This is a genomic window from Novosphingobium mangrovi, from assembly GCF_022818885.1.
Taxonomy (GTDB): domain Bacteria; phylum Pseudomonadota; class Alphaproteobacteria; order Sphingomonadales; family Sphingomonadaceae; genus Novosphingobium; species Novosphingobium mangrovi.
This window is the reverse complement of sequence record NZ_JALHAT010000014.1, coordinates 1-12,871: the sequence shown is the minus strand read 5'-3', so window position 1 is coordinate 12,871 and position 12,871 is coordinate 1. Positions and strand designations below refer to the sequence as shown.

The following is a 12,871-nucleotide window of genomic DNA, read 5'->3' as shown; positions in this document are numbered from 1 at the left end:
TGGTCTGTCGTCCGGTGGTGTCCGGTTCTCAGGACAGCGTTGTCTCGACAGCCGTGTCCTGCGTGATCGGGGCAATTACCATGCGTTCGAGGATCATGGCAACCTGCTCGAGGCTGCCGTCTTCGCCCTGGCGCAGCCACCAGGTGAGCACGCCGATGACCGAGCTGACCCCGTGGACCAGCGCGAGGTCGCCGGGAAGCCAGGTGTCCTCGCGGTGGAGGCCATGGCCGGCTGCGGCCCGTTCCCGGGCCTGGCGCAGGAATTCCGAACGCACGAGCCCGGCCGCGCCTCCGGTGAGGAGCGGGGCCCAGAACCCGCGGTTGCCCGCGACCCAGGCGCACAGTTCGCGCACGCCCGGTCCATCGCTGGTCCGTGGCCTGTCGAGCAGGGCGAGCGTGCGGGTGAGCAGTTCGTCGATGGGGTCGACGACGAGGTCGGAGAGCAGCGCTTCCTTGGTGCTGAAGTGCCGGAAAAACGTCGCGTAGCCGGTGCCCGCCCGCGCGGTGATCTCGCGAATGGTGAGCTCGTCGAAGGTGCGCTGGGCCAGCAGGTCGAGCAGGGCCGCGTTCAGCGCCTTGCGCGAACGGACCTGACGAGCGTCGGTGGGTGCCTCCTGCTTGAGGGCCGTGAGGTTTTTCTCCATGGCCGGGCGCGTATCACCGGGTCTGATGACTGTCTAACAAACGCGCCGGTTAATTGCGGGAATGGTCGCCAAGCGAATTTTCGGGGTGAAAAACGGCAATTTCGGGACTTATGGTCCTTAACATCCGGGGCATTCAGTCCCCGCCGCGTCAGTCCTCGCCGATGCGATCCGCATAGAGCAGGCGTCCGCCCGAGAGGTGCCAGAGCGCCTGCTTGAAATCGGCATCGCCCATCGCGAAGCAGCCCTCGCTGCGGCCCAGCTTGCCGTACTTGTCGAGCATCGCGGCATCGGCGTACCAGGCCGGGTGGACCACGATCAGGCGTTCGAGCGCGGCGGAGTTGTCGTCATCGAGGCCAACGAGGCGGATCGAGGTGCCGTACTTGCCCTTGTACCACTCGCAGGTGAGGAAGGCCCCGCGCGAGGTGGCGAGCGATCCCGGCTCGTTCGAGAAGGACTGTAGCCAGCCGCTGTGCTCCGGGTCCGAGCCGCGCCCGTGGGCGAGCAGGAACGAGCGGACCGTGCCGTTCTCCAGGTTGGCAAAGTGCAGGCGCGGCTTCCACGAGGGCAGGGCGAAATCGGCCATGCCCACGATGTCCTTGCGCCACACCGCATCGCCGACGCGCGCGGCCTGTGTGTGCGCGGCTTCGAGCACGCGGCGTTCATAGGGCGTGGTGGAGGCAGCGGCGGCGGGCGTGGTCGCGGCCAGTGCCCGGCCCGGAAGGGTCAGCGCAAGCCCGGCGCCGAGGCTGCCGTGGAGGAAATGTCGTCGGCCAAGCAGTGGGGTCATGGTGCGCAAAATACCACGCCGGGCGCCCTTGCGCCAGCGGGCAGGCGTGCGGATCGGCGAGCCGGGAAGGCGTCCTGTCGCCTGCCCCGGCTCCTTGTGCCGATCCGCGAGGACCTGGCGATCAGGCCTTGGCCTTGCTCGCCTTCTTGTCGGTCTCGACTGCGGGGTGTGTGCGCATCCAGTCCTCGAGCACGGGGGCAATGCGCCCGCGCCACTTCGAGCCGTTGAAGATGCCGTAGTGGCCGACCTTCTCGGCGAGGTAGTAGCGCTTCTTCGCCTCGGGCAGGTTGGGCGCAAGGTGCAGCGCCGCGCGGGTCTGGCCGATGCCGGAGATGTCGTCCTTCTCACCCTCGACGGCAAGCAGCGCGGTGTCGCGGATCGCGCCCGGATCGATTACCTCGCCGCGGTGGACGAACTCGCCCTTGGGCAGCGAGTGCTTCTGGAAGACGTGCTCGACCGTCTGCAGGTAGAAGTCGGCGGTCATGTCGCAGACCGAGCGGTATTCATCGTAGAAGGCCTTGGTCGCGCCCGCGCTTTCCCCGTCGCCTTCGACGAGGTGCTTGAACATGCCGTAGTGGCTCATCATGTGGTTGCCCAGGTTCATCGCCATGAAGCCGGCGAGCTGAAGAAAGCCGGGATAGACCTCACGGCCCGCGCCCGGATAGGACAGCGGCACGGTGGCAATGACGTTGTGCTTGAACCACGACAGCGGCTGGTTCATCGCCACGTCGTTGACGCTGGTGGGCGCCTCGCGGGTGTCGATGGGGCCGCCCATCATGGTGAGCGTGGCCGGGCGGCACGGGTTCTTGTGCTTGCCCATGACGGCGGCCGCCGCAAAGGCGGGCACCGAGGGCTGGCACACGGCGAGCATGTGCGTGTTGGGGCCGATGAATTCCAGGAACCCGATCAGGTAGTCGATATAGTCGTCGAGATCGAAGCGGCCTTCGCTTTCGGGCACCATCTTCGCGTCGGCCCAGTCGGTGATGTAGACCACGCTACTTTCCACCATCCGCGCGACCGTGCCGCGCAGGAGCGTCGCGTAGTGGCCGCTCATGGGGGCCGCGATCAGGAGGCGCGGGGCGTCCTTGGGAAGCCCCGCGCGCTCGAAGCGCAGCAGGTTGCCGAAGGGGCGGTGCAGGACAATCGATTCGGTAACCGCGTGCAGCGTCCCGTCGACCTCGACCGATTCGATGTCGAAGGTGGGTTTCCCGCGCGGTGCGGTCGCATGTGCAAACACGTCGAGGGCCGAGGCCATGTAGGGGCCGAAGCCCATGTAACCCATGGGAAGGGAAGGATTCGTCAAGAGCTCGGCGCCGACCGAAGCCCAGGCCGCCGCGCCGCTGAGCATGGTGCGCTGCAATTCGTAGGCGTTGTAAAGCAAGTGGTATCTCCTGGCCGCCCGGGGGGGGAGGCGGCATGCCATTTCTAGGCGCTATCTGGTCTCTAAAGCGTGGCCGTGCAATGCGGCATTACCGAATAGTCCAAGGTGAAAAGACGATAAGCCTTGCGCAACTGCGCTAAGCGCTTCGTATCCTTTCAGATATTGGCAGGTGACCGTGAATGGAGCCTGAAAGCCGGGGCGCGCGACTTGCCCTTTCCCTTGCCTCGCCGACCTTGTAAGGCGCTGGATCATGCAAGCCCCAGACGGCCCGGCCGAGAGCATCGAGACCCCTGCGTCCCCGGAGGATACCTCCGCGTCCCGTGAGGATGCGCCGCCCAGTCGCCCGCGGCGCTCGCTGCGCCCGCTCGCAATGGTCTGGCGTGAACTCTTCAAGTATCCCGGCCGGATGGCCGTGGCGGGCATCGCGCTCGTCGTCTCGGCGATGTCGACGCTGGCAATCCCCTATGGCTTTCGCAGCGTGATCGACCAAGGCTTCGCGCAAGGGGCCGATCACGACGTGATCCGCTCCTGGTTCCTGATGCTGCTGGGCGTGGTGGTGGTCCTCGCCATCGCGACCTCGATCCGTTTTTACTCGGTGTCCTGGCTGGGCGAGCGCGTGGTGGCCGACATCCGCCTGCGTGTCCAGCGCCACCTGCTCGCGCTGGCCCCGGGCTTCTTCGAGGAGAACAGCCCCAAGGAAATCGCCTCGCGCATGACCGCGGACACCGCGATCATCGAACAGGTGGTGGGCACCACCGTCTCGGTCGCGCTGCGCAACGCGATCATGGCAACGGGCGGCGTGATCTTCCTCTTCGCGCTGGCGCCCAGCCTGACGGCGGGGCTTCTGGTCGCTATCCCCGTGGTGATCGTGCCGATCACCGTCTTCGGGCGGCGCTTGCGCGTCGTTGCGCGCAAGAGCCAGGACCGTGTCGCCGACATCGGCGCGATGACCGCCGAGGTCCTGGGCGCCTTGCGCGTGGTCCAGGCCTTCAACCAGCAGGAGCGCGAGGGCGGGCGCTTCAGCGCCGCGGTGGAGCGCACCTTCGACACCGGCCGCAAGCGCATCCTGATCCGCGCGGTGATGACCGCGGTGATGATGTTCCTCATCTTCGGCTCGATCACGATCATCATGTGGCGCGGCGCCATTGGCGTTGCCGAAGGCACGATCACCGGCGGCACGATTGCCGCCTTCGTCGTCACGGCGGGTATCGTGGCGGGGGCGTTCGGCTCGCTGACCGAGGTCTATGGTGACCTCGTGCGCGGGGCGGGCGCGGCCAGCCGTCTCGCCGAACTGCTCTCCGAGGAGCCCGAGATTGCGGCGCCCGCGCGCCCGCAAACGCTCCCCGTGCCCCCGCGCGGCAAGATCGCCTTTGAAAAGGTCACCTTCCGCTATCCCACCCGGCCCGACATGGCCGCGCTGGTCGATTTCAGCCTGACTGTCGAGCCGGGCGAGACGGTTGCCATCGTCGGCCCATCCGGCGCGGGCAAGTCCACGCTGTTCCAGCTCGCCGAGCGGTTCTACGACCCGCAAGGGGGCGTGGTGAAGATTGACGGCGTGCCGCTCTCCTCGGCGGACCCGAGCGACGTGCGCGCGCGCATCGCGCTGGTCCCGCAAGAGGGCGTGCTGTTTGCCGCCAGCGCGCGCGAGAATCTGCGCTACGGCCAGCCCGATGCGGACGATGCGATGATCTGGGAGGCCGCGCGCGCGGCCAACGCCGAGGACTTCCTGGGCATGCTCCCGGACGGGCTCGACACCTTCCTGGGCGAGGACGGCGCGCGCCTGTCGGGCGGCCAGCGCCAGCGTATCGCGATTGCCCGCGCGCTCCTGCGCGATGCGCCGATCCTGCTCCTGGACGAGGCGACGAGCGCGCTCGATGCCGAGAGCGAGCGGCTGGTGCAGGACGCGCTCGACACGCTGATGCAGAGCCGCACCACGCTCGTCATCGCGCACCGCCTTTCGACCGTGCGCGAGGCCGACCGGATCGTGGTCATGGATGGCGGGCGAATCGTCGAGCAGGGGACCCACGCCGCGCTCACGCAGGCGGGCGGTCTCTATGCACGGCTCGCCTCGCTCCAGTTCGACGAACGGGCCACAGCGCTCGGCTAACGACATGGGCGGCCGGCTTGCGCGCTGGCGTTGCGCCAATTTGCAATTATCTTGCCGGGGTTTGATTGATCCGAAGAGGTCGACGCTGTCGCTCAACCCCCAAGCCAAGGTTTTATATGCGTAACTTCAAGGGACGTGCCCTCGCTCTCGCGGCGAGCGGCCTCGCCATCGCTTTCGCTTCCCCCGTCCTCGCCGCGCCGGAACAGGCCAGCGCGCAGGAAGCTTCCCCGCTCACGCCCTCGGATGACTGGGGGGACTTCGGCATCCAGACCCAGTGGATGGACACCGCGACCAGGCCCGGCGATGATTTCGATCGCTACGTCAGCGGCGAATGGGTCGACAGCGTGGAGCTGCCCGCCGACCGCACCCGCTGGGGCTCGTTCCTCGAACTGAACGAACTTTCGCAGCAGCGCATGCACGCGATCATGAACGAGCTGCTCGCCTCCAACCCGGCGCCGGGCAGCGACGCGGCGCGCGTGGCCGCGGCCTACAAGGCGTTCATGGACGTCGATGCGATCAACGCGAAGGGTCTGGCCCCGATCCAGCCCTACATGGAGCGTATCTTCGCCGCGAAGAGCGCGCAGGACCTCGCCAAGCTGTTCGCTTCGCCGGGGTACGCGTCGCCGATCGGCGTCTATGTCGGGGCGGACGCCAAGCAGAGCGATATCTACGCGCTCCACAGCTACGTCTCGGGGCTGGGCCTGCCCGACCGCAACTACTACCTCAAGACCGACGAGCGTTCGCGCAAGATCCGCAGCGCCTACCTGGAGTACCTGACCTTCCTGCTCGGCAAGGTCGGCTACCAGGATGCGGCCAGCGCGGCCAAGGCCGTGCTCTCGCTGGAAACACGCATTGCCGAGGCCGACTGGGACCGCGTCGCCGCGCGCAACGATGACCTCACCTACAACAAGCTGACCCGCGCGCAGTACGAGGCGCTGGGGAGCTCGGGCGTGCTCTCGACCTTCCTCGACACGCTCGGCGCCGACCAGGCCTCCTACGTCATCGCCAGTGAGATCCCGGCCACGGCCGAGGAGCTGGACGCGGCCAAGCTGGACGCCGCGCAGGCGCAGGCGCTGATGGGCGGCGGTCTGCCGGTCGTCGCCAAGCTGATCGACGAGGTGCCCGTCGCCACCTGGCAGGCCTGGCTCGCCGCGCGCTTTGTCAGCGGCCACGCCTCGATGCTGCCCAGCGACATCGACGAGGCTTCCTTCGCCTTCTACGGCACCACGCTTTCGGGCCAGCCCGAGCAGCGCCCGCGCTGGAAGCGCGGCGTCGGCGCGGTCGAGGGGCTGGCGGGCGAACTCGTCGGCAAGCTCTACGCCGAGCGCCACTATCCCCCTGAGCAGAAGGCCAAGATGGAGACCCTCGTCGCCAACTTGCGCAAGGCCATGGCGGTGAACCTCCAGGAGCTTGACTGGATGGGCCCGGAAACCCGCCGCGAGGCGCAGGCCAAGCTCGACGCCTTCACCCCCAAGATCGGCGCGCCCGACACCTTCAAGACCTATGAGGGGCTGGAGTTCTCGGCCAATGATCCCATCGGCAACAGCCTTGCTGCCGGGGCCTGGGAAAACGACTTCGAGATGGGCCGCATCGGCCAGCCGGTCGACCGCAGCGAATGGGCCATGCTGCCCGAGACGGTCAACGCCTACTACAACTCGACCATGAACGAGATCGTCTTCCCGGCCGCGATCCTGCAGCCTCCCTTCTTCAACCTCTCGGCCGATCCGGCGGTGAACTACGGCGCCATCGGCGCGGTGATCGGCCACGAGATGGGCCACGGGTTCGACGACCAGGGCGCCAAGTCCGATGGCACGGGCAACATGCGCGACTGGTGGACCCCACAGGACAAGGCCAACTTCCAGGAACTGCAGGACAAGCTGGAAGCCCAGTACAACAGCTTCTGCCCCTTCGATGACGGCGAGACCTGCGTGAACGGCAAGCTCACCATGGGCGAGAACATCGGCGACCTGGGTGGTCTCAGCCTCGCCTACCGCGCCTACAAGATGGCGCTGGGCGGCAAGGAGGCCCCGGTGATCGACGGCTTCACCGGCGACCAGCGCTTCTTCATGGGCTGGGCGCAGGTCTGGCGCAGCAAGACCCGCGAGGCCCAGGCCCGCCAGATGCTGATGACCGATCCGCACGCCCCGCCGCACTACCGCGTCAACGGCATCGTTCGTAACTTCGATGAATGGTACAAGGCCTTCGACGTAAAGCCGGGCGATGACCTCTACCTGCCGCCCGAAGAACGCGTCCGTATCTGGTAACGCTTCAACGCCTTTTCGTGGCATTTTATTGCAGTGCAGCACGCAGCGGGTTGACTTGCCACCTGCGTGCTGCATGAACCTTGTCCGCGATGGACCTTACACTGACAGCTATTCTCCTCGGCATCGTCGAGGGACTCACCGAGTTTCTGCCCGTCTCCTCGACGGGCCATCTCATCCTTGCCACCCAGATATTCGGTTATGATTCCGAGATATGGGCGACGTTCAACGTCGTCATCCAGCTGGGTGCGATCCTGGCTGTCATCGCCCACTTCTGGCGCACCTTCTGGGCGGTCGGCATGGGCCTTCTCGAACTCAATCCCACCTCGATCCGCTTCGTGCGCAATGTCGTCGTCGCGTTCATGCCCTCGGCGGTCCTGGGCCTCCTGCTCAACGACTGGATCGAGAGCCTGCTGGGCTCGCCCAGTGTGGTCGCCTGGGCGCTGATCGTGGGCGGCATTGCCATCCTCGCCATCGAGAAGGTGGCCAAGCCCGGCCCGCTGACGGGCGTTGCCGAACTGCCGATCTCCAAGTGCGTGGGCGTGGGCTTCGCCCAGTGCCTCGCCATGGTTCCGGGCACCAGCCGTTCGGGCGCGACCATCATGGGCGCGCTGGCCATGGGCATCGAGCGCCGCACGGCCGCCGAATTCAGCTTCTTCCTTGCTGTCCCCACGATGGTGGGGGCCACCTTCCTCTCGGTCGTCAAGCACCGTGAGGAACTGATGGCGGGCACCGGCCCTGTCGGCTGGAGCGAGATCGCGATCGGCTTCGTCGTCTCCTTCGTCGTCGCGCTGGTCGTCATCAAGGCGTTCATGGCCTTCGTCAGCCGTTCGGGCTTCTCGCCGTTCGCCTGGTATCGCCTGGCCGCAGGCGCCCTGGCGCTGTTCCTGCTGGGCCGCGCCTGAGCGTGGCGGGGCGGCTGAAGAGGAAGGACTACGAGGCCGCCCTCGCGCCGCTGCAGGAAGAACTGGTCGCCATGGCCCGCTGGGCCAAGGCGACCGGCGCGCGCATCGTGGTCCTGTTCGAGGGCCGCGATACGGCGGGCAAGGGCGGGGCGATCCGCGCCGTCTCCTCCTATCTCAACCCGCGTCAGTGCCGCACCGTGGCGCTGGGTCCGCCCAGCGCGCGCGAACAGGGCGAATGGTACTTCCAGCGCTACGTCCAGCACCTGCCCAGCACCGGCGAGATCGTCCTGTTCGACCGCTCCTGGTACAACCGCGCGGGCGTGGAGAAGGTCATGGGCTACGCCACGAGCGCGCAGGTCGAGCAGTTCCTTGCCCAGGCCCCCGCGTTTGAACGCATGCTGGTCGACGATGGCATTCTTCTCTTCAAGTACTGGCTGACCTGCGACCAGGAGCAGCAGGAGGAGCGCCTGCGCGAACGGCTGGAGGACCCGCTCAAGCGCTGGAAGCTCTCGCCGGTCGATCTGGCCGCGCGCGCGCAGTATGAGGCCTACAGCAAGGCGCGCGCCGCGATGCTTGAGGCGACCCACAGCCGCCACGCGCCCTGGACCCTGGTCGACTTCAACGACCAGAAGCGCGGGCGGCTTACCCTGATTCGCAACTTGCTCGATCGGCTCCCCGACACCCGAGTCGATCCCCCCGAAATTGTCATCGAGCCGCTCGAAAAGGCGCCCGCCGTGGAAGAATTCACGCTGATCGCGCCGATTTCGCCCTATGAAGTGCCTTGAGCGTCGTCGCTGCCTTGACTTTCAGGGCCCCATGACGCAAGGGGCGCAACCTTGAAGGGCGGCGCTGCAAAGCCACCCGCTCCATTTTCAACGCAGATGCCGGCCTGCCAGGGCGGCTGAAACGAGAGATTACAGGAACCCGCCATGGCGAAGCCCGCAACCGTCAAGATCCGTCTGGTCTCGACCGCTGACACCGGTTTTTTCTACGTCACGAAGAAGAACCCCCGGAACACGACCGAGAAAATGACCTTCCGTAAGTACGATCCCGTCGTGCGCAAGCACGTCGAGTTCAAGGAAGCCAAGATCAAGTAAGGTTCACCGTCGGTTCAAGGCGCTGGGCCCAGGAGCCCTTGCCATGAAGACACTGACGAAGACCTTCCGCATGATTTCCGGCGCGGCGGCCCCCATTGCCTTGGGAGCGGCCGCGCTTGGCGTTTGTGCCACGCTTTCGCCCGCTCCGGTTCTGGCTGCGCCCGCCAGCAGCGATGCCGCCAAGCTTGACCAGGCGGTGAAGGCGCTGCGCGCGATCACGACGCTCAAGGCCGACTTCATCCAGCGCGACCGCAATGGCGGGCAGGTGAAGGGCACGCTGACGCTCAAGCGTCCGGGCCGCATCCGCTTCGAGTACGAGAAGAGCGTGCCGATGCTGATCGTGGGCGACGGCAAGGCGCTGACCATGATCGACTACGAGGTCAATCAGGTCCAGCGCTGGCCGATCAAGAACAGCCCGCTGGGTGCGCTGCTCGATCCCAGCCGCGATGTCGCCAGGTACGGCACCGTGCGCGATACCGGCAATCCGGACGTGATCTCGGTCGAGGTACGCGACTCCGAGCATCCCGAGTACGGGATCATCACCCTGATCTTCACCCGCAAGGCGTCCGCGCCGGGCGGCCTTGAGCTGGCCTACTGGGTCGCGCTTGATGCGCAGAACACGCGCACCACGATCCAGCTTTCCAACCAGCGCTACGGCGTGACGGTGGGCGAGGATGCCTTCCGCTGGAAGGACCCGCGCCCGCGCCGCAGGCCGCACTGAGGGCTGCGCGATTCGCACGGCTGGTTTTCCAAAAAGGGCTCGGACGGTTTCCGGGCCCTTTTTCGTGTGCGGTCTGAAAGCGTGGGTAGGGCTCACGTGCGCGGTTCGTCGACGGGATTCGGCATCTGGTCGCGAGTGTGCACATTCTTGCGACAAACGGCGACATTTTCGCGCGAGCTGTTCACTTAACAGACAGCCAAATCGTCCTACATAGGGTGTGTCGGAACGGTCCGAGGCGGGTTTCCCCCCTGTTGCCCATGCCTCTCAAGAGACCGACCGGCAAGCGTGACGAACGCTGACAGGACCCTCGAGCCCTTGCCCCCGGCTCGAGGGTTTTTGTTTGCCCGCTCGCCGGGGGACCGCGCGCCGGAGAGGTGCGAAAAGGAGCGGCGCGCCCTCTGGCCTTTCGGTGATGCGCTGCCTAAAGCGGCTCCCATGAAAATTGCCACGTGGAATATCAACTCCGTCCGTCTGCGCATCGACCAGGTCGAGCGCTTCCTGACCGAGCAGGCGCCCGATGTCCTGTGCCTTCAGGAGATCAAGGTCGCCGAGCATCTCTTCCCGCACGAGATGTTCGAACGCCTGGGCTACGCCCACCGCGCGATCTGCGGGCAGAAGGGCTACCACGGGGTCGCCACCGTCTCGAAGGTCCCCTTCGTGGAGTGCAGCCGCTACGACTGGCAGGACAACGGCGAGGCCCGCCACGTCGGCGTCGAGTTGCAGGGTGAAGGCAAGGGCCTCATCGTCGAGAACGTCTATATCCCGGCGGGCGGCGATGTTGCCGACCGGGAGGTCAATCCCAAGTTCGGCCAGAAGCTCGACTTCCTCGCGCGCATGACCGAGTGGGCCGCGAAGATCGACCGTCCCACCCTCATCGTGGGCGACTTCAACATCGCCCCGCTCGAAAGCGACGTCTACGACCACAAGGCGCTCCTGAAAGTCGTCAGCCACACGCCGATCGAGGTCGAGACGCTCTGGAAATTCCGCGATGCGCATGGCTGGGTGGACCTTGGCCGCCAGTTCATCCCCGCGCCCGAGCGCAACTACTCCTGGTGGTCCTACCGCAGCTACTGGCGCCAGAAGGACCAGGGCCGCCGTCTCGACCACATGTGGGCCTCGCCCGACCTCGCCGCGAAGGCGACGGCGCACCACATCATCGAGGAAACCCGCAAGTGGGAGAAGCCCAGCGACCATGTGCCTCTGATCACGGAGTTCGCGCTCTGAGCACGGGACCCGCCTTTTCTCTCCCGGCGCGCCGGGTGGCGCTGGCCATCGACGCGCTGCGCCATGGCTGGCCGATCCGCGTGGGGCCGCAGGTGGGGGAGGGCGAGATTCTCCTGCCCGCCGAGACTGGTTTTGCGCTAGGGACGGCCGCGCCGCGCATGTTGATCTCCTCGGCCCGGGCGGTGACGCTCAAGCTTGCCAACCAGCGTGAGGCCGCGGTGCCCGAGGCGCCGGTGCTGATCCGCGCGGCCGAGCCCTTCACGCTGGAGACCGCGCGGGCAATCGCCGATCCCGCGCTCGATCTCGACTACCCGATGAAGGGGCCCTTTGCGGCGCTCCCTCTCTTAGAAGGCTTTGGCGATGGCGCGGCTGCGCGCGTGGCAATGGAACTGGCGCGCCTTGCGGGCATCCTGCCGGCCTTCCTCGTTGCACCCGATATCGAAGCCGGGGCCGCGCAGGCGCTCGCCGTCGCCGACCTCGACGCCTGGAAGGACACTGCGCGCCTGGGCATTGCCTCGCGCGCGCGTCTGCCGGTCGAAGTCTGCGAGAACAGCGAGATCGTCGCCTTCCGTTCCGCCGACGACATGCGCGAGCATGTCGCCCTGGTCATCGGCACGCCGTCCAAGGCGCGCGTGCCGCTGGTGCGGCTCCATTCCGAATGCCTGACGGGCGATATCCTGGGTTCGCTCAAGTGCGACTGCGGGCCGCAGCTTCAGGCGGCGCTGAGCGCCATGGCCGTCGAGGCGGACGAAGGGGGCTGGGGCGTCCTTCTCTACATGCGCCAGGAAGGGCGCGGGATCGGGCTCATCAACAAGCTGCGCGCCTATCGGCTGCAGGACCAGGGGCTCGACACGGTCGATGCCAACAACCGCCTGGGCCTGCCCACCGAAGCGCGCGACTTCCCCGTCGCGGCGCGGATGCTCGATCTGCTCAAGGTCGGCGCGATCCGGCTGATGACGAACAACCCTTCCAAGGTCGAAGCGCTCAAGGGCGTGGGCGTCGATGTGGTGGAGCGCGTGGCGCACAAGCTGCCAGCGAACCCGCACAACGCGCGCTATCTCGATACCAAGCGCGACCGGACCGGGCACATTCTCTAGGGCGAAGAGGGAAGAGACCTTTTCAAGGGGCCATCGCCCCTTGACCCCCAAATGGGCGGTCTCACCATTCTCAACCCGCGTGGCGCAAGAGCCCTGAGGTCGACAGTTCGGGGAGCCCGAGGGCGATGGCCCTCGGAAATGATCTTTATTGGAAAATTTGGAAGCCGGGGCGCGCGCGGGATGCTTGGGGGGAAACGCGCCCCGGCTTCGGCCGTCAGGGCGCCATGAGGGATAGCGCGCCCGCGACGGCTGCGACCGTCCCAAGCACGACAAGCAGCCGGCCGATTCTTCTCGGTCCGGAAACTCCGTAATGGGCGGCGCGGAACGCGCGGTAGTGGGGGGCGATGGTCGGGTCCTGCGCGAGGGCGAGGACGTCGGCCGGGGTGGCGACGCGGTCGAACCAGTTGGCGAGGTCCTCGGCCTCGCGCAGCGAGAGTTCGTGGGGGTAGCGGGTCAGCAGATAGGCGACGTGGGCGCGCTCTTCGGCGGCAACGACGCCTGCGTTCTCGATGGGCAGCATGCAGAGTGTCCTGAAACGAAGCGGGGGGAGGGCGCGCGAAGGCGCACCCGGCCGGGATCGGTTCAGGCGCGGGGTGGGGCGGTGCTGTCAGGTGGGCGTGCGGGATGGCGCTGGGCGGGCGGCGCCTG

12 protein-coding genes are annotated in these 12,871 nt (G+C 66.9%); 8 read left to right on the top strand and 4 right to left on the bottom strand.

Features of this window, described 5'->3' with window-relative positions; translation table 11 throughout:
• Positions 1-28 precede the first annotated feature (28 nt).
• From MTR65_RS09645 to MTR65_RS09635, 3 genes are all read right to left on the bottom strand, one after another.
• Positions 29-643 carry a TetR/AcrR family transcriptional regulator gene (locus tag MTR65_RS09645; protein ID WP_243799551.1) on the bottom strand — a complete coding sequence of 205 codons (615 nt, stop codon included), beginning with the start codon at positions 641-643 and terminating at the stop codon, positions 29-31.
• Positions 644-791: 148 nt separating this feature from the next.
• Complete coding sequence (locus tag MTR65_RS09640) at positions 792-1,430, bottom strand: murein L,D-transpeptidase catalytic domain-containing protein (RefSeq protein WP_243799549.1); 639 nt, start codon at positions 1,428-1,430, stop codon at positions 792-794.
• Between the two features lie 121 nt (positions 1,431-1,551).
• On the bottom strand, positions 1,552-2,811 hold the full coding sequence (locus MTR65_RS09635; RefSeq protein WP_243799547.1) for a polyhydroxyalkanoate depolymerase: 1,260 nt from the start codon (positions 2,809-2,811) through the stop codon (positions 1,552-1,554).
• 250 nt (positions 2,812-3,061) lie between these two features.
• On the opposite strand from MTR65_RS09635, the gene MTR65_RS09630 reads away from it, so the two are divergent.
• From MTR65_RS09630 to ribA, 8 genes are all read left to right on the top strand, one after another.
• Complete coding sequence (locus MTR65_RS09630) at positions 3,062-4,918, top strand: ABC transporter transmembrane domain-containing protein (protein ID WP_243799545.1); 1,857 nt, start codon at positions 3,062-3,064, stop codon at positions 4,916-4,918.
• A gap of 116 nt (positions 4,919-5,034) precedes the next feature.
• On the top strand, positions 5,035-7,182 hold the full coding sequence (locus tag MTR65_RS09625; protein ID WP_243799543.1) for a M13 family metallopeptidase: 2,148 nt from the start codon (positions 5,035-5,037) through the stop codon (positions 7,180-7,182).
• Positions 7,183-7,271: 89 nt separating this feature from the next.
• Positions 7,272-8,084 carry an undecaprenyl-diphosphate phosphatase gene (locus MTR65_RS09620; RefSeq protein WP_226634059.1) on the top strand — a complete coding sequence of 271 codons (813 nt, stop codon included), beginning with the start codon at positions 7,272-7,274 and terminating at the stop codon, positions 8,082-8,084.
• The gene (ppk2, locus tag MTR65_RS09615) at positions 8,081-8,869 is read left to right on the top strand and encodes a polyphosphate kinase 2 (RefSeq protein ID WP_243799752.1); all 789 of its coding nucleotides are present in this window, start codon (positions 8,081-8,083) and stop codon (positions 8,867-8,869) included. Before MTR65_RS09620 ends, ppk2 begins: the two co-directional genes overlap by 4 nt.
• Positions 8,870-9,013: 144 nt before the next feature.
• Positions 9,014-9,181: a 50S ribosomal protein L33 gene (gene rpmG / locus MTR65_RS09610; protein ID WP_086490179.1), complete on the top strand. Its 168-nt coding sequence runs from the start codon at positions 9,014-9,016 to the stop codon at positions 9,179-9,181.
• Between the two features lie 43 nt (positions 9,182-9,224).
• Positions 9,225-9,902 (top strand): LolA family protein, encoded by a 678-nt coding sequence (locus MTR65_RS09605; RefSeq protein WP_243799541.1) that lies wholly within the window; start codon positions 9,225-9,227, stop codon positions 9,900-9,902.
• A 435-nt stretch (positions 9,903-10,337) separates the two neighbouring features.
• The gene (gene xth, locus MTR65_RS09600; RefSeq protein WP_243799539.1) at positions 10,338-11,126 is read left to right on the top strand and encodes an exodeoxyribonuclease III; all 789 of its coding nucleotides are present in this window, start codon (positions 10,338-10,340) and stop codon (positions 11,124-11,126) included.
• A 35-nt stretch (positions 11,127-11,161) separates the two neighbouring features.
• Complete coding sequence (ribA, locus tag MTR65_RS09595) at positions 11,162-12,223, top strand: GTP cyclohydrolase II (RefSeq protein ID WP_243799537.1); 1,062 nt, start codon at positions 11,162-11,164, stop codon at positions 12,221-12,223.
• Positions 12,224-12,437: 214 nt separating this feature from the next.
• Here the strand turns inward: ribA and MTR65_RS09590 are convergent, their stop codons facing one another.
• On the bottom strand, positions 12,438-12,743 hold the full coding sequence (locus MTR65_RS09590; RefSeq protein ID WP_243799535.1) for a hypothetical protein: 306 nt from the start codon (positions 12,741-12,743) through the stop codon (positions 12,438-12,440).
• Between the last annotated feature and the right edge of the window lie 128 nt (positions 12,744-12,871).